We start from the raw sequence: 22,309 nt of genomic DNA, 5'->3' as shown, positions 1-22,309 counted from the left end.
CCGGGCGCCGTCAGCTCCGGAGCACGCCGGCCTCGTCGGCCCGACGGGTGAGCACGCAGAACTCGTTGCCCTCGGGGTCGGCGAGCACGGCCCACCCCTCGTCCCCGCGCCTCAGGTCGTTCACGAGCGTGGCGCCGAGGCCGAGCAGCCGCTCGACCTCCTCGTCGCGACTCCGGTCCACGGGACGGACGCAGATGTGCATCCGGTTCTTGACGGTCTTGGGCTCGGGAACCCGCAGGAAGCCGATCCAGCGACCGGCGGGACCGGTCAGGCCCGCCTCGTCCTCGGACTGCTCCTCATCGGGCGTGAAGTCGTCGAGCACCTGCGCCCACCAGGCCACCTGGGCGTGGGGGTCGTGGGCGTCGATGCAGAAGTTGGCGGTGCGGGAGACCATGACGGCCCTTCCTTCCCGGGTCGGTGCCGGTTGTCGCGGCGGGCGGAGCGGCGCCGCCGTCCCTCCCCAGTGTGCGCCGCTCCCGCCCGGCACGCCCGTGCTTTCGGGTCAGCGCTCCTCGCCGACCAGCCACAGCGCCTGGTAGGGGCGCACCGTGACGCGGGGGACCTCGAGGGACCAGTCGTGGCCGCCGATCGCCTCGTGGGGATGGTCCCCGACGATCGGGGTGAGCACGGAGGTCTCGAGCTCGACGGGGTACTCCGACAGGTTGAACACCTCCACCAGCGGGGCGAGCGGGTGGTCGCGCCGCAGGATCAGGAGGCGGTGGTCGGGGCTCGGCACGATCGTCGACTCGACGCTCGCGTGCAGCTGGGGGAGCGACGAGCGCACCGCGATGAGATGGCGCAGCCCCGTGAGCACCACGGCGGCGGGCGTGGTCGGCCCCGCGACGCCGCGGGCGTCGTCCTCCGCGGCGGCGACGGCGTCCCACGGCATCACGGGGCGGTGGGCCCAGCGGTTGTCGGCGGCGTGATCGGGGTCCTCGGCGAAGCGGTCGTCGTTGAGCAGGGCGACCTCGTCGCCCATGTAGAGCAGGGGCAGGCCGCCGAAGCCGAGCATCGCGGCGTGCAGCAGCAGGATCCGGTCGATCGCGAGGTGCACGGCCGCGGGGTCGGCGCCGTCGGCCGCGTCCGTGGTCGCGGCGGCCGCGATCCCCGTGCCACCGCCGAGGGCGCGCTCGAGGCCCGCGAGGGAGGCGAGGGTGCCGCTGATGCGCTTGTCGCCGGTCGCGGGGTTGTGCTGGAACACGAGGCCCTGGGCGAACGAGCCCGGGAAAGCCCCCGAGTAGAACTCCGAGAGGAACGCCCGGTGGGCGTGGCCGCTGAGGCCCGCGTCGGCGGCGTCCTCGTCGGTCACGGCCCAGCCGATGTCGTCGTGGCAGCGCACGTACGTGGCCCAGGTGGTCGACGACGGCTTGGGCGGGAACTTGCCGAGGGCAACCTCGAGCAGCCGCGTGCTGCGCGAGGCGAGGGCCGACCACAGCTGGACCATGTAGCTGTTGTGGTAGGCCATGTCCGAGACCTTGCCCGCGTGCTCGCCGAGGCCCAGGTAGCCGATGAGGTCCTGCGGCCCGACGATCGCCTCGGCCTTGAAGGCGACAGCAGGGGCGGCGATCCGGGCGGCGGCGCGCAGGGCCCGCGTGAGGTGGTGGACCTCGGGCAGGTTCTGGCACGTGGTGCCCAGGCGCTTCCACGTGAACGCGATCGCGTCGAGCCGCAGGACGTCGACGCCCTGGTTCGCGAGGAAGCAGATGATCTCGACGAACTCGCAGAACACATCGGGGTTCGCCCAGTTGAGGTCCCACTGGAAGGCGTTGAAGGTGGTCCACACCCAGCGTCCGAGCTCCTCGTCGAACGTGAAGTTGCCGGGGGCGAAGTCGGGGAACACCTCGGGCAGCGTCTGCTCCCATCGGTCCGGCTCGGTGCGGTCGGGGTAGGTCAGGAAGTAGTCGCGGTAGCGCTCCTCGCCGGCGCGGGCGCGGCGCGCCCAGTCGTGCTCCTGGGCGACGTGGTTGAGCACGAGGTCGAGCTCGAGGCTCATGCCGCGGTCGTGCAGGGACGTGGCGAGCGCCGCCAGGTCGTCCATGGTGCCGAGGTCCTCGCGCACCCTCCGGAAGTCCCGCACGGCGTAGCCGCCGTCGCTGTCCCCGGGGCGGGGATCCAGCAGGGGCATGAGGTGGAGGTGGGTGACCGCGAGGGACTCGAGGTGGTCGAGGTGCTGCTCGACGCCGCGCAGGGTGCCGGCGAAGCGATCCGCATAGGCCACGTAGGCGAGCATGCGCGGGTCCTGCAGCCAGTCGGGAGCCAGCAGGCGCTCCTCGTCCAGGCCGCGCAGGTCCTCCGAGCGCTCCGCCATCGCCGCGGCCAGGATCTGCAGCACACGCTCGAAGGTCTCGTCGGCGCGCTCGCCGTAGCAGGCGTGCAGCCCCCGTCGCAGGTCGGCGCCGTAGCGCGCGACCCGCAGGTCGAAGGACCGCGCGAGATGCGGATCGGGACGGTCGGACTCGACGGAGCGTGCGTGGGTCGGGCTCATGGCCTGATCCTAGGGGCCTGCGGGAGAGCGGGAGCCGTCGTTCCGGGCGGGGACCGGTGGGCGCGTGGGAGGTGCCGCCGAGGGCCGGCGCGCTGTCCGGGTCGCGGTGAGGCGCACAGATGTGACGCTCGGAGCCGCAGCCCTCCGGATTCGAGGGGCTGCGGCTCTGAGCGTCACATCTGTGCAGCTCCCACCGTCTCAGATCTCCCGCCGGGGAAAAGTTAGGGTAGGTTAAAACGTGTGGACGACGAGGAGGCGAGAGCGATGGACGACCTGAGCAGCACGACGGACGCGCCCTGCCCCGCGGCCGTGGCCTCCACGCCCGCTTCGACCGGCGCTGCCTCCACGCCCGCTTCGACCGCCGCGCCCGCTCCGGCCTCACGCGAGCCCGACCGCGCCCCGGGCACCACCACGGGCCCTGGTCCGCGCGGACGCCGCGGCTCGGTCGTGCGCCTGCTGGGGCCCGCCTTCGTCGCCGCCATCGCCTACGTGGACCCCGGCAACATCGCCGCCAACATGAGCGCGGGAGCCCGGTACGGCTACCTGCTGCTGTGGGTGCTCGTCGTGGCCAACGCGATGGCCGTGCTCGTCCAGTACCTCTCGGCGAAGCTCGGCGCCGTGACCGGACGCAGCCTCGCCGAGGTGCTCGGCGAGCGGCTCGGCCGCCGCGCCCGGCTGGTCTACTGGGCCCAGGCGGAGCTCGTCGCCGCCGCGACCGACGTCGCCGAGGTGATCGGTGGCGCGATCGCCCTGCAGATCCTGTTCGGGGTGCCGCTCGTGCCGGGCGGCGTCCTCGTCGGCGTCGTCTCGATGCTGCTCCTCGCCGTGCAGAGCCGTCGCGGTCAGCGCGCCTTCGAGCACGTCGTCATCGCGTTCCTCGCCCTCATCACCGTCGGCTTCCTGTCGGGGCTCGTGCTCGACCCGCCCGATCCCGGCGCCCTGGCCGAGGGTCTGCTTCCGCGCTTCCACGGCCCCGACACCGTGGTCCTGGCCGCGAGCATGCTCGGCGCGACCGTCATGCCCCACGCGATCTACCTGCACTCGGGGCTCGTGCGGGACCGGCACGGCGGGGGCGGCTCTCCCGCGAGGATCCGGCGCCTGCTGCGCGCCACCCGCTGGGACGTGGTGCTGTCCCTGCTCGTGGCGGGCTCGGTCAACATCGCGATGCTCGTCCTGGCAGCGGAGGCGCTCCCCGGCGTGCCCGGCACGGACACCATCGAGGGCGCGCACCATGCGATCGCGCAGGCCTCCGGGCCCGTCATCGCGACCCTCTTCGGCGTCGGCCTGCTCGCCTCGGGTCTCGCCTCCACCTCGGTCGGGGCGTACGCCGGGGCGCAGATCATGGAGGGACTGCTGCACGTCCGCGTGCCCCTCCTGATCCGCCGTGCCGTGACGCTCGTGCCCGCCCTCGCCCTGCTCGCGATCGGCGCCGAGCCCACGTGGACCCTCGTGCTCAGCCAGGTCATGCTGAGCATCGGCATCCCCTTCGCGCTCGTGCCGCTCGTGGTCCTCACCAGCCGCCGCGCCCTCATGGGCGACTTCGCCAACGGCCGGCCGATGCGCCTCGCGGCGGCGATGGTGGCCCTCGCGATCATCGCCCTCAACGTCGCCCTCGTGGTGCTCACGGCCCTCGGCCTGGGGTGAGGCGGCACCTCCGTGCGGAGCGGGGCGGCGGGTAGCATCCGAGCCGTGGACCTCGACGACCTCACCCCCGTGGCCCAGGACTACCTCAAGGTGATCTGGAGCAGGACCGAGTGGGGCGCGGCGCCGATCACGACGGGGGAGCTCGCCACGCGCTTCGGCACGAGCGCCGCGAACGTCACCGAGACCGTGCGGCGCCTCGCCGGGCAGGGGCTGCTCGAGTACACGCCCTATCGGCCGGTGCGCCTGACGGCCGACGGCACCGCCTGCGCGGTCGCGATGGTCCGCCGTCATCGTCTTCTCGAGACCTACCTCGTCGAGGCGCTCGGCTACGCGTGGGACGAGGTGCACGACGAGGCGGAGCGGCTCGAGCACGCCGCCTCGCCCGAGCTCATCGACCGCATCGACGCCGCCCTCGGACATCCCGCGTCGGATCCCCACGGCGACCCGATCCCCTCCGCGAGCGGCCGCACCTCGCTGCCCCCCGGTGCGCTGCTCCTGGCCGAGGTCACGCCTCCCGGCGACCTCCGCGTGGTGCGGGTCTCGGACGCCGAGCCCGCCGTGCTGGGGTCCGCGCACGACCTCGGCCTCGTGCCGGGCGGCACCGTGCACGTCGAGCCGATGCCGGCCGCCGATCCCTCCGCCGACGGCGCCGCGGGTGGGACCGCAGGCCCGGCCGCGCTCGCGGTCCGCCCTCGCGCGGAATCGGACCTCGTGCCCGTTCCCGCCGAGGTGGCCGCGGCGGTCCGCGTCATCCCGGTCGGCGGCGAGGCCCGAGGCCCGTCGCGCCCCGACCGCCCCGCCCCGCGCGACTAGGCTCGGCCGGCATGGAGCACTCTGCCTCGCCGGACGAGCACGGCACCGCCGCGCGACCGGCCACCCCCGACACCCGCACCGCCGCCCAGTACTGGGAGGACCGGTACGGCACCGAGCACGTGTGGTCCGGCACGGTCAACGCGACCACCGCGGCCGTGGTCGGGAGGCTGCCGCAGCGGAGCGCCGCACCGGGCCGAGCCCTCGACCTCGGCTGCGGCGAGGGTGCCGACGCGATCTGGCTGGCCGAGCACGGCTGGGACACGATCGGCGTCGACATCTCCACGACCGCGACCGAGCGCGCCCGCCTCGCCGCGCTCGAGGCGGGGCTGCCCGACGAGCGCATCCGCTTCGTGGCCGCGGACCTCTCGGCCTGGGCCGCCGCCGCGGACGATGCCGACGACCCGTCGGGCGGGCTGCTCGCGGGCCCCTTCGACCTCGTCACGGCGAGCTTCTTCCACTCCACCGTGGAGCTGGCCCGCACGGCGATCCTGTGCCGCGCGGCGGCCACGCTCGCCCCGGGCGGCCGTCTGCTGATCGTCTCCCACGCGGCGCCGCCGCCCTGGGCGCCGGAGCACGACCGCCACGGCCACGCGGAGCTGCTCGACCCCGCCGGGGAGCTCGCCGCGCTGGCCCTCGACCCCGTCAGGTGGCGCACCGAGCTCGCCGAGACCCGGCGTCGACAGGTCGTGGATCCCGACGGCCGGCCCGCGGAGATCGAGGACGGCGTGCTGCTGCTCCGTCGCGCCGCCTGACGGCTCTGCGCACCCCGCCGCACGCATCCCCGAGATGTGCGCGACGGCACGGTCTCAGGTCCTCCGGAGCACGGCCCGCTACCCTGGACGCATCCTCCGGCCCCGTGCATCCCCATCTCCGGGGCCCGGCGAACCCCACCTCCCAGACCGAGAGGCCACCGCATTGGGTGAACTGTCCCTTCCCTTTGAGATCGCCTCGATGTCGATCCTGGTCGTCATCCTGCTGGTCGACCTGCTGCTCGTCCTCAAGCGACCGCACGTGCCGTCGATCAAGGAGTGCACGGCGTGGATCGGCTTCTACGTCGGCCTCGCGCTCGTCTTCGCCATCGCCATCTGGTACCTCGGCGGCCACCAGCCCGCCGTCGAGTTCGTCGCCGGCTGGCTGACGGAGTACTCGCTGTCGGTCGACAACCTCTTCGTGTTCCTGCTGATCATGGGCCGCTTCGGCGTGCCCCGGAAGTACCAGCAGGAAGTGCTCATGGTCGGCATCATCATCGCGCTCGTCGCGCGCGCGATCTTCATCGGGGTCGGCGCCGTCGCGATCGAGCAGTTCTCCTGGATCTTCTACTTCTTCGGCCTGTTCCTGCTCTACACCGCCTGGAACCAGGCTCGCGGCGAGGACGACGAGGACGACAGCGAGACCTTCATCCAGCGCTGGCTGCGCAAGGTCATCCCGGTGACCGAGGAGTTCGACGGCAACAAGCTGCGCACGCGCATCGACGGCAAGAAGGTCTTCACGCCGATGCTGCTCGTGTTCGTGACCATCGGCCTGACCGACGTCATGTTCGCCCTCGACTCGATCCCGGCGATCTTCGGCATCACCCAGAGCGCGTTCATCGTGTTCACCGCCAACCTGTTCGCCCTGATGGGCCTGCGTCAGCTGTACTTCCTGCTGGGCGGTCTCGTCGAACGCCTCGTGTACCTGCACTACGGCATCGCGGCGATCCTCGCCTTCATCGGTGTCAAGCTCATCTTCCACGCGATCCACGAGTCGCCGCTGTGGCCCGAGGACAGCGCATTCGGGCGGTTCATGCATCACGTGCCGGAGATCAACACCGTCGTCTCGCTCGGCTTCATCATCCTGGCGATGGCGGTCGCGACGATCGCCTCCCTCATCTGGGGCCCCAAGGGCGGCGCGAGCTCGCAGACCGAGGGCGGCGCGGACGAGCAGGAGCACGTGGAGGCCTGAGCCGCCACCCTCGCCGTACCGGCCGGCCGGCCGGTACGGCAGGCGTCAGGCGGGGAGGTCCACGACCCAAGGCTCGCGGGGAAGGGTCGCGGGGTCCCAGCGCGCGAGCACGTCGGACGCCGCGTGGCAGCCCGTCAGTCCGAGCGAGGCCCCGATGCGCTCCACGACGTCGCCGGCGCTCTCCCCGCGCTCGAGGCGATCGCGCAGCGTGACGGCCCCGTCGCGCTTGGCCAGCCGTGCCCCGCTCGGCGACACCGCGAGCGGCACGTGCGCGTACTCCGGGGCCGAGGCCCCGAGCAGGTGGGCGAGATAGGCCTGGCGGGGGGCCGATGCCAGCAGGTCGTCGGCGCGCGTCACCTGGTCTATCCCGGTCGCCGCGTCGTCCACGACAACCGCGAGGTTGTACGCGACGACGCCGTCGCCGCGACGCAGCACGACGTCGTCGACGCCGCCCGTGACCTCGCCCGCGAACAAGTCGTGCACCCTCCACGTCGCGACCTCGGCGCGCAGGCGCAGGGCCGGCTCGCGCCGCAGCTCGTGCATGCGTGCTCGACCCCGCTCGCGCTCGGCGGGCGTCAGGTCGCGGCAGGTCCCCGGGTAGGCGCCCGGCGGCGTGTGCGGGGCGCTCGGCGCCTCGAGGATCTCCCGGCGCGTGCAGTAGCACTCATAGACCCGTCCCTGCGCGGAGAGCTGCTCGAGAGCCCGTCCGTAGACGTCGTCGCGCTCGGACTGCCGCACGACCGGGCCGTCCCAGTCGAGGCCGATCGCGGCGAGATCCGCGAGCTGGCGCTCCTCGGCGCCGGGCCGCACCCGGTCCAGGTCCTCGACGCGCAGGTGGAAGGCGCGATCGCTGCGGCGGGCGAGCACCCACGCCAGGATCGCGGTGCGCAGGTTGCCCAGGTGCAGGTCGCCGCTCGGCGACGGCGCGTAGCGTCCCGCCCCCCGGCCGGTGCCGGCGCTCACGAGGCGGACGTCCGCACGGGACGGCCGAGTGCCGTGAGCGCGCTCGGCACGGACCGAGCGGTCGGGAGACGTCGGCCGGACGGGGGTGCGAGGAGCATCTGATCAGTGTAGGAAGCCCCACCGACGAGCGAGCGGCCGCCCGACCACGTGGGGTCGGACGGCCGCTCGCGGACAGGCTGTGGAGCCGGGCTCAGGAGTCGCCGCGGTGGGTGCCCCGCTTGCCCTCCTCGGCGGCCCGGTTGGGATCCGCCGGGTTGTCCTCGGGGTCGATCGCCGGGTCGATGACACGGCCCTGCTCGGGCAGGTCGTCGCCGCGGTGCGTGCCGGCCGAGGCGTCCTTGCCGGACGCCGAGTCGAACTTGACGTCGTGGGGCTCGGTGTCGGACGTGCGGTCCTCGGTCTTCGAGGTCTTCGGGGCGTTCTTGCCGCCCTGCAGGGACTGCGCGACGTCACCGGCCTCGGCGCCGCCCACCGTGTCGGAGACCTCGGTGGAGTCGGTGTCGGTCGCGGCGGACGCCGGGTAGTGGGCGCGCGCGAAGTCGGCCGGCGGGGCCCACGGGTCCTCGACCGGACGGGTGCGCTTCCACACGACGTAGCCGGCGGCCGCCCCGGCGGCGGTCAGCGCGAGCACGAGCAGCACCTTGCCGGCACGGCCCTTGCGCTGCTTCGGGGTGGGCTGGGCGTAGGCCTTCTTGATCTCGCCCTGGCCCTTATCGAGCTCCTTGCGGGCGGCGTCCACGGCGGCCGTGACGGCGGAGGCGACCACGGTGTTGGTCGCGCCGGCCGTACGGCGAGCACGCGGCAGGTAGTCGTCCTGGAGGTCGTGGCGGAGCTTCTCGGCGCGCGGGCTCAGCGAGTCGGCGAACTGGGCGATCTTCTCGCCCTGGTCCTTCGCGGCTTCCTGCACCTGGGGGAGGTACTGGTCGACGAGCTCCGAGGTCTTCTTGCGCACGTCCTTCGCGCCCTCGGACACGGCCGGCACGACCGTGTCGTTGAACTTCGCCAGGCCCTCCTCGGCGGACTTCTGCGCCTTGTCGGCGAAGTGCTCGACCCGCGAGCTCGCCGTGCGGGCGGCCTTCTTGGCGGCGCGCTTGTTCTTCTTGCACCCCATGGGGGAACCCCTTTCGATCGGGATCGCCGGGTACGGCGATGTCGAGCCATCGGGCGTCGTCCCGCGGGCGACGCCTCGTACCGCTCCACCATAGCGTGATGGGGCACACGTCGTCCCAGCGGGTGTGCAGGAACGAGAGCCGGCGCGGGGGCGCCCACGGCCCGCGCCCGAGCGGCTCCGCGCGGGCGCGCTGTGCGAGGATGGGCGCATGTTCGCAACTCTGCACACCAATCTCGGCGACATCCGTCTGGAGCTGTTCGAGGCCAACGCTCCCAAGACCGTCGACAACTTCGTGGGCCTCGCCCGGGGCACCCGTGAGTTCACCGATCCCGAGAGCGGCCAGAAGGTCTCCCGTCCGTTCTACGACGGCGTGGTCTTCCACCGTGTGATCGACTCCTTCATGATCCAGGGCGGTGACCCGCTGGGCACCGGCACGGGCGGCCCGGGCTACACCTTCGACGACGAGATCTCCGAGAAGAACTTCAACGAGCCCTACATGCTCGCGATGGCGAACGCCGGCAAGCGCATGAACGCGATCACCGGCCGTCCCTCGGGTACCAACGGCTCGCAGTTCTTCATCACCGTCGCCCCCACCCAGTACCTGCACGGCAAGCACACCGTCTTCGGGCAGGTCGCCGACGAGGAGTCGAAGAAGGTCGTCGACGCGATCGCCACGGTCGAGACCGATCGGCGCGACCGTCCGGTCGACGACGTCGTGATCGAGTCCGTCGAGATCGAGGACTGAGACCGCGTCCTCCCGCGCAGCCCGACCCGGGGGCGCCGCCGACACCGGCGGCGCCCCCATCTGCGTCCCAGGGCTGCGTGATGGAATGGCGGCCATGAGCCGCCCCTCCTACGGCTACGGCGCCGACGACTGCTCCCGACCCCGTCCCTCCTACGGCTACTCGGGCCCTGACGAGCCCCCTGGCTCGGCCGATCCGACAGGTCCTGCGATCGAGGGCGGCTCCGAGGCACCGGAGGAGCGGTACGGGCAGGTCCCCCGCCCCGTCGGGAGCGACCGCGGGCAGGACGCCGGGGGAGCGGACGACGGCTACGGCGCCCAGAGCGGCGCCTACGGCGCCTCGGGCCCCGAGGACGTGCCCGTGTGCCCGCGCCATCCCGACCGTGTGGCCTACGTGCGCTGCCAGCGCTGCCACCGTCCCGCCTGCCCCGAGTGCCAGCGCCCGGCCGCGGTCGGGATCCTGTGCGTGGACTGCGCCCGGGACATCGAGCGCCAGCAGCGCCAGTCGGCGCCGCGCACGGCGATGGGCGGCCGCACGTCCACGGAGCGGCCCGTCGTCACGATCGCGATCATCGCGGTGTGCGTCGTCCTGTACCTCGGGCAGATGCTCGGCGGCGGTGTCGTCGACCAGCTGCTCACCTTCGCGCCGTTCCGTGCCCTCGCGATGCCCTGGACCTTCATCACGAGCGGGTTCCTGCACGCCAGCGTGCCGCACATCCTGCTGAACATGATGGCGCTGTGGTTCATCGGGCCCCACCTCGAACGCACGATGGGCCGCTGGCGCTTCGCGAGCGTGTACCTCGTGTCCGTGATCGCCGGCCATGTGGCGGTGCTGCTCATGGCCAGCCCCATGAGCCCGGCATGGTTCGGGGGCACGGTGGGGGCCTCGGGCGGGATCTTCGGGCTGTTCGGCAGCCTGTTCGTCGTGAACCGACGGATGGGTCTGCAGTCGGGCCAGGTGCTCGTGCTGATCGCCCTGAACCTCGTGATCACCTTCCTCTACCCGCACATCTCCTGGCAGGGCCACCTGGGCGGTCTCGTGCTCGGGACCGCCACGACGGCGCTGCTGTTCGCCACCCGTCCGCGCGCGAGCGCAGGGTCGGACCGGGCGGCGCTGGCGCGGCGCTCGGCGCTCATCCATGGGGGCGTGATCGCCTGCGCCGTGCTGCTGTGCCTGCTGCTCATCGTGGTCAAGGTCGCGATCGCCCCGCCCGGCGTGTTCGGTGTCCTCTGACCGGAATGACACGGGTGTGATTATCCCCAGCTGTGGAAACGGCTGGGGATAACTCTGCTCCGACGGGGGACGGCCGCCGATCCGTGTGGATAACTCGAGGATCGGTGTGGAGCGGGAGGGGACGCCCACCGGCGCGGCGGCCCGCGAGAGGGGCGATTCGTCCGTCTCTGTTCCGGTGCGTCCGCGCGGGCCTTCGGCGGCCGTCAGGGCGTAGCCGGTGTGGTATGGGCCTGTGTTGCTTGCGCTCCAATACCCCTCTGACCTGCGGTGATGCGCGTTCTTGCAGGTCGCCTCGGCGTGTCGCGGCACGCGTCGTGGACAACCGCGTCTCGTCGTCCACGGCCCTGGGGCGCAAGGGTGGGCACGAAGCCGTGCCACCTGCGGAATCACATGCCTGTCATTCGTGCACAGGAGTGGACAAGCCTGTGGATAACCTCCCCGTCTCTGCACACCGCGGCGTGCCGCGCCGGCCGTGGGGGTGCCCGCGGCCCGGTTGTGCACCGTGGGCGGGACGACAGGGAGGACGGCCGGCGGGGGAGCGGCGGCGTCCGGGAGCGTGCGGCCACCGCGCACAATGGACGGCATGCGCCCCACCCCTGCAGACCTCCAGGCCGCCCGCGGCGCGGTCATCGACGACCTCCTCCCCGAGCCGCTGCGACTGCTCGTCGTGGGCATCAACCCGGGGCTGTGGACCGGTGCGACGGGCGCCCACTTCGCCCGCCCGGGGAACCGCTTCTACCCGGCGCTCGCCGCGGCCGGGATCACCGACTGGCTCGTCGATCCCGCCGAGGGCTACCGCGAGGAGGACCTCGCCCACCTGCGCGCGATCGGGCTGGGCATCACCAACCTCGCGCGTCGTGCGACGGCCCGGGCCGACGAGCTCACGGACGACGAGCTGCGCGACGGCGCGCGACGCCTGGTCGACACCGTGCGGGAGCGGCGGCCCGGTGCCGTCGCGGTCGCCGGGATCACCGCTTACCGGACCGCCTTCGGCGTGCGCTCGGCCCGCCAGGGCCGGCAGCAGAGCTGGCCGGCGAGCGCGCTCGAGCTCGCCGAGCAGGGCCCTCCCGGCGGTCGCGCCGCCCTCGAGGCCACCCCGCTGTTCGTCGTGCCCAATCCGAGCGGGCTCAACGCCCATGCGACCATCCCGACCCTCGCCCGCGACTATCGGGAGGCGGCCGACGCGGCGGGCATGGAGACCTTCCCGCCGCGCGCCTGACCGGCCGCGGAGCCGCGGCGTCGGGCGCTCCCGACGCCGCGCCCACAGACTTGAGCGGTCGAGACTCGAGATGGGAATACGGCCCCGGCCCTCGCCGTTGCTCCTGGTGCATGGCGCGAAGGACGCGCCCACCCCTCCGGCATCGTGCCGGATCGATGAAGCGAAGGAGTTGCACATGGACCGCGCACTGAACCCGTTCCACGACGCCGAGCGTTTCCTGGGCGGCATCGCCCGCATGCCCGCGTCGCTCGCGATGCCGATGGACCTGTCCCGCGACGGGGACACGTTCGTCGCCGAGATCGATCTGCCGGGCGTCGATCCGACGACCATCGACGTCGACGTCGAGGACCGCACGCTGACCGTGCGGGCCGAGCGCACGCCGTCCTCGCGCGACGAGGGACGCACCTGGCTGACCCGTGAGCGCCCGTCGGGCACGTTCGCCCGCCAGCTCACGCTGGGCACGCGGGTGGCCCTCGACCGCATCCAGGCCGACTACGACGACGGCGTGCTGCGCCTGACGATCCCGATGGCCGAGGAGGCCAAGCCGCGCAAGATCGCGGTGGCCCACTCGTCGACGCCGACCACCATCCAGGCCGACGGCTCCGACACCGCGGGCGGGGCGTCCGAGACGGCCTGACCCTGCGCCGACGGGCGGTGCGGGCACGACCGGCAGGTCAGTGCTCCGCGCCGCCCGTCGTCGTGTCGTCCTGGGGCCGGGTGAGAGCGATCGCGGCCATGAGCGCGAGCGCCCGGCCGCTGAGCGCCACCGGCACCGCGGAGGCGGCCGGCACGTGCACGAAGCCGCCTCGGATCGAGCCGAGGCCCGGCTCGGTCGCCAGATGGTGCATGAGCCGGGCGAACACGTCGTTGCACACGTAGGTCCCGGCGGTCTGGGAGACGCGCGCCGGCGCCCCCGCGAGATGCGCGGCCGTCACCATCGCCTTGATCGGCAGGGACGAGAACCAGCCGACCTCGGGCACGGGCACGCACGGTTCGTCGACGGGCGAGGCGTCGGCCGCGTCCGGGATGCGGGCGTCGCGGACGTTGATCGCGACGCGCTCGGGCGTGATCGCCTCGCGTCCGGCGGCGAGGCCGGTCGCGATCACGACGGCGGGCTGTTCGCGCCGGACGGCGTCGAGCAGCAGATCCCCCGCCCGCCCGAACACGACCGGCAGGAGCACGGACGTGACGTCGTGGTGCTCCTCGCGCAGCTGCCGCTCGGCCACGCGCACGGCCTCCCAGGACTCGTTGATCGTCGCGCCGTCGAAGGGCTCGAAGCCGGACAGCAGGAGGGAGGGCATGCGGCGACCCTATCGGCCCCTACGATGTCCCGATGATCCCCGCCTCCCTGTATGCGCCGTTCGGTCTGAGGATCACGGCGGGCCCGCTCGAGATGCGGGTCCTGCAGGACGCCGAGATGCCCGACTACGCCGAGCTGCTGCGTCGCCCGATCTTCCCCGCCCGGGACATCGAGGAGGACGCCGACCACGTCTTCCCCTGGTACCGGCCCGAGCCCGACGAGCGGGTGCGCCAGGCGCTGCAGTTCCAGTGGCGGCTGCGCGCCGAGGCCGGCCCCGCGGCGTGGAACCTCTCGCTCGGCGTCTTCCTCGAGGGGAGCCTGCGCGGGATGCAGGACGTGGCGGGCGTCGACTTCGGCCGACGGCGCGTGGTGAGCTCCGGCTCCTGGCTCACCCTCGAGGCGCACGGCCACGGGCACGGGCGGCTCATGCGTCAGGCGATGCTCGCCTTCGCCTTCGATCATCTCGGGGCGCGCCGCGCGGAGTCCTCCGCGGTCCTCGGCAACGCTCCGTCGACCGCCGTCTCGCGCGGCTGCGGGTACGAGCCCAACGGGACCCGCATCGAGCTGCACGGCGAGCGCGCCGTGCCGATGCAGCACTTCGTCGTCACTCCCGAGACGTTCGTGCGCCCGGCGGTGCCGGTCGAGGTCGAGGGGATGACGGACGAGCTGCGCGGGTTCCTCGGGGCGACGGACGTCCGTCCCTGACGGGATTCACAGCACCACGCGGGCGAGCGTGATCGCCGCCTCCGCGAGGCCGTCCCATGCGCCGGCCTCCTGCACGCAGCGCGCGAACAGCCAGGTGCGGGCGCGGTCGCGGTCGAGCCCGGTCAGGTGTGCCATGCGGTCGATGAGACCGATCGGGTCCGCCGCGAGCCGGTCGGGGGCGTTCAGGGCCTGCTGCAGGAGGTCGTAGTGCGGATCGCCGACGTACGGCTTGGGGTCGATGAGCCGCCAGCCACACGGACCGCGGGACGGCCCCGTCGTCGCCTCGTCGACGGCGAGCACGTTGAGGTGGTGCAGATCGGTCGCGAGCAGCACGGGCTCCACGGGATCGCGCGGGAGGCGCCGGAAGAGGTCGAGGCCCGCCTCGACCATCTCGGCGGGCAGGCCGTGGGCGTCGTGACCCAGACGTGCCGCGGCCGAGCCGGCCCACTGGTCGCACATCTCGGCGAGCGGGCGGAAGGGAGACCCCGGGGGAGGGACGATCCAGAGGGTCCGCACGAGCGCGGCGATCACCTCGTCGGCCTCCTCGGCGGACGCGGCCGCGGCGAGCGGGGTGCCGGGGCGGCAGCGGTCCAGCAGGAGCACGGTGGTGGCGCCGTCCACGACGGTGCGGTGCACGGTCACGGCGCCTCGGCCCTGCCAGGCGAGGAGGCCGGCGGCCTCGTCGCGGGCCTCGTCGTGCGTGCGGGCGATCTTGAGCACGAGGTCACGGCCCGCCTCGTCCCGGGCGGGGGTCACCCACGAGGCCGTCCCCCCGGGGAACGGCGGCCCGAGTGCCAGGCGCCACGTGGCGGCCACGTCGTCCGCGACCGCCGCGAGCTCCCGACGATCCGCCTCGTCCCCCGCCGCGGGCGTGCCGCCGGGGGAGACGTGCGCGCGAGGTGCGGAGGCGGACGGAGCGTCCGTGCGCGGCGTCGAGGGGGAGCGGCGGCGATGGCCCATGAGGTCTCCTCCGTGTCGACGGTCATTCCTCCCCGCCGTACTGCCCGGGAGGCGGCCGGGGTGCAGGACCGTGTCCATTCTCGCCGGGAGCCGACACGGATGTGACGCTGAGAGCCTCAGCCCTGCGATATCGCAGGGCTGCGGCTCTCAGCGTCACATCTGTGCGCCCTACCCTCGGTCGAGGGCGCCGGCGGGGGCGGAGGGGAGGCCTCGGGACAGGGCAAGGGCCATCCACGAGGCCGTTCCCCTGCGGAACGGCTGCCCGGGGTCCGCCCCACGCGGCCCGGCTCACTCCCCGCCGAGCTCGGCGAGGATCCGTTCGCGCATCCGTCGGTGGATGGCGTCGGCCTCCTCCTCCCAGCCGAACACGCACACGGACACCGGGCCGTCGTACTCGCGCTCCCGGAGCGCGGCGAAGGCGTCGTCCCAGTCGATCTCGCCGTTGCCGATCTCGTTGTGCTGATGCACGCGGGCGTCCACGCCGGGCGGGTTGACGATGTAGCGGTTGCCCACGTTCGCCCGGTGGTTGAAGACGTCGGCGATGTGCAGGTGGCGGAGACGGTCGCCCGCGTAGTCCAGCATGCCGCGGATGTCGCCGGTCCCGTCGGAGAGGTGGAAGGCGTGCGGGAAGCAGAACTCGTAGTTGAACCAGTCCCGATCCACCCCGTGCACGATCTGCACCGCCCGGTCGTTGGTCTCCACGAAGTCGTACGGATGCGCCTCGACGGTGCACTCCATGCCGTACCGCTCGAAGACGGGGATCAGCTCCTCGATCGACCGGTAGAACTGGTGCTCGCTCGCGAGCGGCTGGTTCGGGTCCCCCGAGAGCTCCGTCGCGATGAGCGGCACCTCGAGCGCATCGGCGAGCTCCAGCAGGCGCTTCCAGTTGCGCACCTGCGCCTGGCGCTCCTGCTCGTCGGGGCTCGACCAGTTGAAGACCGGGTTGAACGTCCAGATCCTCACGCCGGTCTCGTCCATCGCCCGCTTGACCTCGGCGATCTGGTGGCGGTCGACCTTGGGGTAGTGGTGCCACTCGTGGAAGTCCGCGCGCGGCGACAGCTCGAGGTAGCGGTAGCCGAGCTCATGGGCCTTGCGGACCTCGTCGGCGACGGACAGCTGCGGGTGGTACATGCTCGGGTCGAGCAGGATCTTCACCATCGGGTCTCTCCTCGTCTCCTCGGGGCGGTCACTTCACGCCCAGGCCGCAGTCGGCCAGGTACTCGCGCGTCGCGATCGCGTTGGGCAGGGGGACCGACGGGTCGCACGGGTAGAGGTCCTGCTCGCAGATCACGTAGAGGTCCTTGTCCATCGCGGCGAGGCGCTCGACGAGCCGGCGCATGTCGGGCTCCCCGGCCGGCGGGCGCACCGACGCCCCCTCGGCCACGGCCTTGCCGAAGGGCCAGTCCTCCTCGTGGGCGCGGCGCGTGATCTCCGGGTCGAACGCCTTGATGTGCACGTACCCGATCCGCTCGGGGTACTGCTCGACCATCGCGATCGGGTCGCCGCCGCCGTAGACGATGTGGCCCGTGTCGAGGCAGAAGCTCACGTACTCGGGGTCGGTCGCGGCGAAGATCCGGTCGATCTGCTCGGGCGTCTCGATGTGGGCGTCCCCGTGGGGGTGCAGGACCATCGTGAGGCCGTAGTCGTCCTTCATGATCCGGCCCAGCCGGTTGGCGTTGTCCACGTACAGCTCCCAGGCCTCGCCCGTGAGCTCGCGGTCGTCCGTGAACTCCCACGTCTTGTCGTCGCGGAACAGCGGCGGCAGGTGCACGATGTACTCCGCGCCGACGGCGGCGTGGGCCTCGGCGATCGCACGGAACGTCCGTTCGGTGTCGGCCCACGCCTCCGCCTTGTGCAGGATGCCCCAGCCGGTCCCCGCCACCACCCGGAACCCGTGCTCGTCCATGACGGCGCGGAGCTGCGTGGCGTCCTGCGGGAAGTAGCCCCAGGGTCCGGTCTCCATGACGGAGAACCCGGCCTCGGCCATCTCCGCGAGCGCCGTCCGCCAGGGGATCTGCTGCGGATCCTCGGGGAACCACACGCCCCACTGGTCGGGGCACACCCCGATCGTGAGGCGGTCGTACGGCGCCTGCGGATTGCGCGACCGGTCGGGCCGGCCGTCGGCGGTGGTGGGCAGACCGGTGGTGGGGGACGTCATCGTCGGCTCCTTCGGGGTCAGTCGTGCGTCGGGAAGCTCATCGAGGCCTCGACGGCCTCGTCCTGGCGGGGCCAGCGCTCCGTGATCGCCTTGGCGCGGGTGTAGAAGCGGACGGCCTCGGGGCCGTGCGCGTGGTACTCGCCGAACAGCGAGTCCTTCCAGCCGCCGAAGGAGTAGTAGCCCACGGGCGTCGGGATCGGCACGTTGACGCCGATCATGCCCACCTGGACCTCCTCCTGGTAGCGGCGCGCGTAGTGGCCCGAGGCCGTGAAGATCGCGGTGCCGTTGCCGAAGGGGGAGGAGTTCACGAGCTCGAGCGCCTCGTCGAAGTTGTTGACGTGCATGACCACGAGCAGGGGCCCGAACACCTCCTCCTTGTAGGCGCGCAGCTCGGGGTCGACGTCGGTGAGCACGGTCGGGCCCACGAAGAAGCCGTTCTCATGCCCTGGCACGACCAGCCCGCGGCCGTCGACGACCACGGTCGCCCCGGCCTTCTCGGCCTCGTCCGTCATGGAGATGACCCGCTCGCGGGCATCGGGCGTGATGACGGGGCCCATGTCGGTCGCGGCGTCGGAGGCGGGGCCCACGGTGAGCTTCTCGGCCTCGGCCTTGACCGCCGCCACGAACTCGTCGTGCACGTCGCCGACGGTCACGGCCACCGGGACCGCCATGCAGCGCTCGCCCGCGGAGCCGAAGGCGCCCGAGGCGATCTGCGACGCGGCGAAGGCGACGTTGGCGTCGGGCATCACGACGGCGTGGTTGTTGGCGCCGCCGAGCGCCTGCACGCGCTTGCCCGAGGCGGCGGCGGTCTCGTGCACGTGCCGGGCGATCGGGGTGGAGCCGACGAACGAGACCGCGGAGATGCCCTCGTGGGTGCACAGCGCGTCGACCGTCGCCTTGCCGCCGTGGACCACCTGGAACACGCCCGCGGGCAGGCCCGCCTCGGCGTACAGCCGGGCGACGATGTTGGAGGTGGAGGGGTCGCGCTCGGAGGGCTTGAGGATGAAGGCGTTGCCGGTCGCGATCGCGATCGGGTGCATCCAGAACGGCACCATGGCCGGGAAGTTGAACGGCGTGATGCCGGCGACGACGCCGAGGGGCTGGCGGATCGAGTGGATGTCCACGCCCGTCGAGACGTTCGCGGAGAACTCGCCCTTGGAGTCCTGGGTGATCGAGGTGGCGAACTCGAGGGTCTCGAGGCCGCGCGCGATCTCGCCCTTCGCGTCGTCGACGGTCTTGCCGTGCTCGCGGGAGATGACCTGGGCGATCTCGTCGGTGTGCTCGATCATGAGCTGGCGCATGCGGTACATGAGCTGGGTGCGCTTGGACAGCGACACCGCGGCCCACTGCCGCTGGGCGCGCCGGGCGACCTCGACGGCACGGTCGACGGTCGAGGCGTCGCCGAGGTCGAGGGTGCCCACCTGCTCGCCCGTGGCGGGGTTCAGGATGGGCTGGGTCGAGGCGGAGCCCTCGGCCTCCGCGCCGTCGATCCAGTGGTGGACGGTGTAGATCTCGGTCATGACTCTCCTTCGGGGGTGCGGCGCGCGGCCGCGGGTCTGGTCGGCGGGGTGGACGGTCAGAGGTGGTCGCGCTGGTGGCGGCGGGCCTGCTCGTACTGCTCGTAGGCCTGCTGGGTGGACTCGAGGGTCGAGACCTGGGAGACGGGCACGTCCCACCACCCGATGCCGGGAGGGTTGGGCCCGTAGAGGTCGGTGCGCACGACGATCGCGCAGGCCTCGGGGTTCTCCTGGGCCTCGCGGAAGGCCTGGCGGAAGTCCGCGGTCGACGCCACCTCGGCGACGTCGATGCCGTAGCTGCGGATGTTGGCGGCGATGTCCATCGGCAGGCGCGGCCCGTCGAGCATGCCCGTGTCGCGGTTGCGCATGCGGTACTTGGTCCCGAAGCGCTGCGAGCCGTGGGACTCCGAGAGGGCGCCGATCGACGACCAGCCGAAGTTCTGCAGGATCACGAGGATGACCTTCTTCTCCTCGGCCACGATGGTCGCGATCTCCTGGGGGGCCATCTGGTACGTGCCGTCGCCGACGATCGCGACGACCTCGCTGTCGGGGGCCGCCATCTTGACCCCGAGCGCGGCGGGGATCTCGTAGCCCATGCACGAGTACCCGTACTCGAGGTGGTACTGGACGGGGGTGCGCGCCTTCCAGAGGGCCTGCAGGTCGCCCGGCATCGAGCCGGCGGCGTTGATGACCACGTCCTCGTCGCCCATGAGCTCGTTGAGGGCGCCGAAGATCTCCGTCTGGGCGGGCAGCTCCTGGTCGTGCGGCGCGAAGGACGGGGCCGCCCGCTCGTCCCACTCGCGCCGGAGCGCGGCGACGCGCGTGGCGTACGACTCCTCGACGTGGAAGCCGTCGAGGGCGTCCGTGAGGGCGGCGAGGCCCGTGCGGGCGTCGGTCACGACCATCTCGGCGGCGTGCTTGGCGGCGTCGAAGGCCTTGACGTTGAGGTTCACGAAGCGCACCGCGGGATCGCGGAAGGCCGTGCGCGAGGCGGTCGTGAAGTCGGTGTACCGGGTGCCGATGCCGATGACGACGTCGGCCTCGGCGGCGAGGGTGTTGGCCGCGTCGTTGCCCGTGGCCCCCACGCCGCCCACGGAGGCGGCGTGGTCGGCACTCAGCGCGCCCTTGCCGGCCTGGGTGTCGGCGACCGGGATGCCGGTCGCGTCCGCGAAGGCGGCCAGGGCGTCGCTCGCCCCGGAGTAGACGACGCCGCCGCCGGCGACCACGAGCGGGCGCCTGGCGCCGCGGATGACCTCGACGGCCCGGTCGAGGGCGGCCGGCTCGGGCACGGGGCGGGCCACGTGCCAGGTGCGCTCCCGGAACAGCTCGACGGGCCAGTCGTGCGCCTCGGCCTGGACGTCCTGGGGGAGGGAGATCGTGACGGCGCCCGTCTCGGCCGGATCGGTCAGGACCCGCATCGCCGCGGGCAGCGCGGCGATCAGCTGCTCGGCGCGGTCGATCGTGGTGAAGAAGCGGGAGACCGGGCGGAAGGCCTCGTTGACCGAGGCCCCGGGGTCGCGCTCGTCCTCGAGCTGCTGGAGCACCGGATCCACGCGCCGCGTCGCGAACAGGTCGCTGGGCAGCAGCAGCACCGGGATCCGGTCGATCGTCGCGAGGGCGGCGCCGGTGACCATGTTGGTCGACCCCGGGCCGATGGAGGCGGTGACCGCGAGGGTCTGCAGGCGGTTGCGCGTGCGGGCGTAGGCGACGGCCGTGTGCACCATGTTCTGCTCGTTGCGGCCCTGGTAGTAGGCGAGGTCGCCTTCGCCCTCGGCGGGATCGAGCGCGTTCTGCAGGAGCGCCTGCCCGATGCCGGCGACGTTGCCGTGCCCGAAGATCCCGAACGCGCCGGGGATGAGACGCTGACGCTCCCCGTCCCGCTCGGAGTGCTGGACGGACAGGAAACGGATCACGGCCTGGGCGACGGTGAGACGGACGGTCTTCTCGCTCACGGGCTCCTCCTGGTGCACGGGCTCGACGATGAGACGACACCAGCATGCCGCGGGCCGCGGAGCCTGTCAATCAAATGTCAGCACATTTTGTGGACAGGCGTCCGGCTCGTCCCGGGTGTCTGCGCCCCGCGTCGCCATGGCCGCGGGCGTGCACGCAACCGAGTGGCGATGCCGCAGGTGAGGCGGTTCTCGCGCCGCTCCCGCAGGGGCATCCGGTGTGGGCGAGTGTGCGACGAGGCCCCGACGGCGGCAGGCCGAACTCGTGCGCATCGGGGCCTTACCGGGGCGCGCGTGACGTGCTAGCCTCACCGCAATCCTGACAAGCTTAGGGTTTGGATAGGACAATGTAGTCCGCGAAAGGATCCTCGATGAGCTCCCTCGACTCCACCCTCGCGGTCGCCGTGATCGGCGCCGGCATGGCGGGACGCACCCACGCCAACGCCTGGCGCCAGGCCGGGACCGTCTACGACCTCACGCTCCCGCCCGTGCGGCTGGCCGCGATCGCCGACCAGTACCTGCCCTTCGCCGAGGACGCCGCGGCGCACTACGGCTACGAGCGCGCCGTGGGGGACTGGCGTGAGATCGCCGAGGACCCCTCGATCGACGTGGTCTCGATCGTCGTCGGCAACGCCCTGCACCGCGAGATCGCCGAGGCGATGGCCGAGGCGGGCAAGCACGTGCTGTGCGAGAAGCCGCTCGCGGGGACCCTCGAGGACGCCGCGGCGATGGCCGACATCGAGGCCCGTCTTCGCGAGCAGGTCTTCGCGACCGGCTTCACCTTCCGGCGCAACCCCGCGGTCGCGATGCTGGCCCGCCCCGTCGGACAGGGCGACCTGGGGACCGTCGCCCACCTCGAGGGGCGGTACTGGTGTGACTACGGCGCGGACGCCGAGGTCCCGATCTCGTGGCGCTACGAGGGGCCGATGGGCACCGGGGCCCTCGCCGACGTCGGCAGCCACCTCATCGACACCGCCGAGCTGATCGGCGGCCCCATCGACTCCGTCTCCGGTGCGGTGCTCGTGCGCACGATCGAGCAGCGGCCCCGCCCCGCGGGCGCCGCCCTGGGCGGCCGCAACGTCAAGGGAGACATGTCCCAGCTGGTCGACGTCGAGAACGACGACGTCGCGACCTTCACGGCCCACTTCGCCTCGGGCGCGGCCGGCACGTTCTCGTGCTCGCGCGTCGCCTTCGGGATCCCCAACGCGATGACGATCGACGTTCTCGGCACGCGCGGCAGCGCGGCGTGGGACCTGGCCCGCGGCGGCGAGATCCTCCTGGCCGACGGCAGCAGCCCCGCGGGCCTGGGCGGCCTGCGCCAGGTGCTCGCCAACCCCGAGTTCCCCTACTTCGCGGGCGGCTCCTCGATGGCCTTCGCGGGCGTCGGCCTCAACCAGATCGAGCAGTTCACCTACCAGGCCCACGCCTTCCTGCAGCAGGTCGCCGGCATCGACGACGGGGCGCTCCCGCCCTGTGCGAGCTTCGCCGACGGCTACCGCGAGATGCGCATCCTCGACGCGGTGGCCCGCAGCGCCGCCGCCGACGGCCAGGCCGTCGCGATCGCCTGA

The 22,309-nt window shown here is 72.7% G+C and carries 20 protein-coding genes; 10 read left to right on the top strand and 10 right to left on the bottom strand.

Going from position 1 to position 22,309, the window contains the following annotated elements:
* Nucleotides 1-10: 10 nt before the first annotated feature.
* Together BRM3_RS03745 and BRM3_RS03740 are read right to left on the bottom strand one after the other, a co-directional pair.
* The gene (locus BRM3_RS03745) at nt 11-394 is read right to left on the bottom strand and encodes a VOC family protein (protein ID WP_263594764.1); all 384 of its coding nucleotides are present in this window, start codon (nt 392-394) and stop codon (nt 11-13) included.
* Between the two features lie 108 nt (nt 395-502).
* A complete protein-coding gene (locus BRM3_RS03740; RefSeq protein WP_263594763.1) occupies nt 503-2,485 on the bottom strand; it encodes an alpha-amylase family protein in 1,983 nt (660 codons plus the stop codon).
* Nucleotides 2,486-2,749: 264 nt separating this feature from the next.
* Here BRM3_RS03740 and BRM3_RS03735 point away from each other — a divergent pair, with 264 nt between their 5' ends.
* From BRM3_RS03735 to BRM3_RS03720, 4 genes are all read left to right on the top strand, one after another.
* Entirely contained in the window at nt 2,750-4,129 is a 1,380-nt protein-coding gene (locus tag BRM3_RS03735; protein WP_263594762.1) for an Nramp family divalent metal transporter, read from the top strand.
* A gap of 45 nt (nt 4,130-4,174) precedes the next feature.
* Nucleotides 4,175-4,942, top strand: coding sequence for a metal-dependent transcriptional regulator (locus BRM3_RS03730; protein WP_263594761.1), 768 nt, complete (start codon nt 4,175-4,177; stop codon nt 4,940-4,942).
* Between the two features lie 11 nt (nt 4,943-4,953).
* Entirely contained in the window at nt 4,954-5,694 is a 741-nt protein-coding gene (locus BRM3_RS03725; RefSeq protein ID WP_263594760.1) for a class I SAM-dependent methyltransferase, read from the top strand.
* A gap of 199 nt (nt 5,695-5,893) precedes the next feature.
* Nucleotides 5,894-6,883 (top strand): TerC family protein, encoded by a 990-nt coding sequence (locus BRM3_RS03720; RefSeq protein WP_263594759.1) that lies wholly within the window; start codon nt 5,894-5,896, stop codon nt 6,881-6,883.
* A 45-nt stretch (nt 6,884-6,928) separates the two neighbouring features.
* On the opposite strand, the gene gluQRS is transcribed toward BRM3_RS03720, so the two are convergent.
* Together gluQRS and BRM3_RS03710 are read right to left on the bottom strand one after the other, a co-directional pair.
* Nucleotides 6,929-7,846 carry a tRNA glutamyl-Q(34) synthetase GluQRS gene (gene gluQRS / locus BRM3_RS03715; RefSeq protein ID WP_263594758.1) on the bottom strand — a complete coding sequence of 306 codons (918 nt, stop codon included), beginning with the start codon at nt 7,844-7,846 and terminating at the stop codon, nt 6,929-6,931.
* Nucleotides 7,847-8,036: 190 nt separating this feature from the next.
* Nucleotides 8,037-8,957, bottom strand: a complete 921-nt coding sequence (locus tag BRM3_RS03710; protein WP_263594757.1) for a hypothetical protein — start codon at nt 8,955-8,957, stop codon at nt 8,037-8,039.
* 208 nt (nt 8,958-9,165) lie between these two features.
* On the opposite strand from BRM3_RS03710, the gene BRM3_RS03705 reads away from it, so the two are divergent.
* The 4 genes from BRM3_RS03705 (at nt 9,166) to BRM3_RS03690 (ending at nt 12,789) form a co-directional block, all read left to right on the top strand.
* Complete coding sequence (locus BRM3_RS03705) at nt 9,166-9,702, top strand: peptidylprolyl isomerase (protein ID WP_263594756.1); 537 nt, start codon at nt 9,166-9,168, stop codon at nt 9,700-9,702.
* A gap of 94 nt (nt 9,703-9,796) precedes the next feature.
* Complete coding sequence (locus tag BRM3_RS03700) at nt 9,797-10,933, top strand: rhomboid family intramembrane serine protease (protein WP_263594755.1); 1,137 nt, start codon at nt 9,797-9,799, stop codon at nt 10,931-10,933.
* A gap of 583 nt (nt 10,934-11,516) precedes the next feature.
* On the top strand, nt 11,517-12,152 hold the full coding sequence (locus BRM3_RS03695; protein ID WP_263594754.1) for a mismatch-specific DNA-glycosylase: 636 nt from the start codon (nt 11,517-11,519) through the stop codon (nt 12,150-12,152).
* A 175-nt stretch (nt 12,153-12,327) separates the two neighbouring features.
* Complete coding sequence (locus BRM3_RS03690) at nt 12,328-12,789, top strand: Hsp20/alpha crystallin family protein (protein WP_263594753.1); 462 nt, start codon at nt 12,328-12,330, stop codon at nt 12,787-12,789.
* 37 nt (nt 12,790-12,826) lie between these two features.
* Here the strand turns inward: BRM3_RS03690 and BRM3_RS03685 are convergent, their stop codons facing one another.
* Nucleotides 12,827-13,453: a pyroglutamyl-peptidase I family protein gene (locus BRM3_RS03685; protein ID WP_263594752.1), complete on the bottom strand. Its 627-nt coding sequence runs from the start codon at nt 13,451-13,453 to the stop codon at nt 12,827-12,829.
* A gap of 32 nt (nt 13,454-13,485) precedes the next feature.
* Between BRM3_RS03685 and BRM3_RS03680 the strand changes: the two genes are divergently transcribed.
* The gene (locus BRM3_RS03680; RefSeq protein ID WP_263594751.1) at nt 13,486-14,157 is read left to right on the top strand and encodes a GNAT family N-acetyltransferase; all 672 of its coding nucleotides are present in this window, start codon (nt 13,486-13,488) and stop codon (nt 14,155-14,157) included.
* 6 nt (nt 14,158-14,163) lie between these two features.
* Here BRM3_RS03680 and BRM3_RS03675 read toward each other — a convergent pair whose 3' ends face one another.
* From BRM3_RS03675 to iolD, 5 genes are all read right to left on the bottom strand, one after another.
* On the bottom strand, nt 14,164-15,117 hold the full coding sequence (locus tag BRM3_RS03675) for an aminoglycoside phosphotransferase family protein (RefSeq protein WP_263594750.1): 954 nt from the start codon (nt 15,115-15,117) through the stop codon (nt 14,164-14,166).
* 288 nt (nt 15,118-15,405) lie between these two features.
* A complete protein-coding gene (locus BRM3_RS03670; protein ID WP_263594749.1) occupies nt 15,406-16,275 on the bottom strand; it encodes a sugar phosphate isomerase/epimerase family protein in 870 nt (289 codons plus the stop codon).
* A gap of 28 nt (nt 16,276-16,303) precedes the next feature.
* Complete coding sequence (locus BRM3_RS03665) at nt 16,304-17,275, bottom strand: sugar phosphate isomerase/epimerase (RefSeq protein ID WP_263594748.1); 972 nt, start codon at nt 17,273-17,275, stop codon at nt 16,304-16,306.
* 17 nt (nt 17,276-17,292) lie between these two features.
* On the bottom strand, nt 17,293-18,795 hold the full coding sequence (locus BRM3_RS03660) for a CoA-acylating methylmalonate-semialdehyde dehydrogenase (protein ID WP_263594747.1): 1,503 nt from the start codon (nt 18,793-18,795) through the stop codon (nt 17,293-17,295).
* Nucleotides 18,796-18,851: 56 nt separating this feature from the next.
* The gene (gene iolD, locus BRM3_RS03655; protein WP_263594746.1) at nt 18,852-20,744 is read right to left on the bottom strand and encodes a 3D-(3,5/4)-trihydroxycyclohexane-1,2-dione acylhydrolase (decyclizing); all 1,893 of its coding nucleotides are present in this window, start codon (nt 20,742-20,744) and stop codon (nt 18,852-18,854) included.
* 368 nt (nt 20,745-21,112) lie between these two features.
* Here iolD and BRM3_RS03650 point away from each other — a divergent pair, with 368 nt between their 5' ends.
* A complete protein-coding gene (locus BRM3_RS03650; RefSeq protein ID WP_263594745.1) occupies nt 21,113-22,309 on the top strand; it encodes a Gfo/Idh/MocA family protein in 1,197 nt (398 codons plus the stop codon).

Origin of the sequence: Brachybacterium huguangmaarense, from assembly GCF_025725725.1 — a bacterium.
GTDB lineage: Bacteria > Actinomycetota > Actinomycetes > Actinomycetales > Dermabacteraceae > Brachybacterium > Brachybacterium huguangmaarense.
The sequence above is the reverse complement of the archived record's forward strand: the minus strand, read 5'-3'. Positions and strand labels throughout refer to the sequence as shown.

Bases quoted from the DNA above. Each gene is read 5' to 3' on its own strand.
- BRM3_RS03705 (WP_263594756.1), top strand. From the start codon at position 9,166: ATGTTCGCAACTCTGCACACCAATCTCGGCGACATCCGTCTGGAGCTG.
- BRM3_RS03675 (WP_263594750.1), bottom strand. From the start codon at position 15,117: ATGGGCCATCGCCGCCGCTCCCCCTCGACGCCGCGCACGGACGCTCCG.
- BRM3_RS03745 (WP_263594764.1), bottom strand. From the start codon at position 394: ATGGTCTCCCGCACCGCCAACTTCTGCATCGACGCCCACGACCCCCAC.
- BRM3_RS03725 (WP_263594760.1), top strand. From the start codon at position 4,954: ATGGAGCACTCTGCCTCGCCGGACGAGCACGGCACCGCCGCGCGACCG.
- BRM3_RS03720 (WP_263594759.1), top strand. From the start codon at position 5,894: ATGTCGATCCTGGTCGTCATCCTGCTGGTCGACCTGCTGCTCGTCCTC.
- BRM3_RS03735 (WP_263594762.1), top strand. From the start codon at position 2,750: ATGGACGACCTGAGCAGCACGACGGACGCGCCCTGCCCCGCGGCCGTG.
- BRM3_RS03670 (WP_263594749.1), bottom strand. From the start codon at position 16,275: ATGGTGAAGATCCTGCTCGACCCGAGCATGTACCACCCGCAGCTGTCC.
- BRM3_RS03710 (WP_263594757.1), bottom strand. From the start codon at position 8,957: ATGGGGTGCAAGAAGAACAAGCGCGCCGCCAAGAAGGCCGCCCGCACG.
- BRM3_RS03685 (WP_263594752.1), bottom strand. From the start codon at position 13,453: ATGCCCTCCCTCCTGCTGTCCGGCTTCGAGCCCTTCGACGGCGCGACG.
- BRM3_RS03660 (WP_263594747.1), bottom strand. From the start codon at position 18,795: ATGACCGAGATCTACACCGTCCACCACTGGATCGACGGCGCGGAGGCC.
- BRM3_RS03700 (WP_263594755.1), top strand. From the start codon at position 9,797: ATGAGCCGCCCCTCCTACGGCTACGGCGCCGACGACTGCTCCCGACCC.
- BRM3_RS03690 (WP_263594753.1), top strand. From the start codon at position 12,328: ATGGACCGCGCACTGAACCCGTTCCACGACGCCGAGCGTTTCCTGGGC.
- BRM3_RS03695 (WP_263594754.1), top strand. From the start codon at position 11,517: ATGCGCCCCACCCCTGCAGACCTCCAGGCCGCCCGCGGCGCGGTCATC.
- BRM3_RS03665 (WP_263594748.1), bottom strand. From the start codon at position 17,275: ATGACGTCCCCCACCACCGGTCTGCCCACCACCGCCGACGGCCGGCCC.
- BRM3_RS03680 (WP_263594751.1), top strand. From the start codon at position 13,486: ATGATCCCCGCCTCCCTGTATGCGCCGTTCGGTCTGAGGATCACGGCG.
- BRM3_RS03740 (WP_263594763.1), bottom strand. From the start codon at position 2,485: ATGAGCCCGACCCACGCACGCTCCGTCGAGTCCGACCGTCCCGATCCG.
- BRM3_RS03650 (WP_263594745.1), top strand. From the start codon at position 21,113: ATGAGCTCCCTCGACTCCACCCTCGCGGTCGCCGTGATCGGCGCCGGC.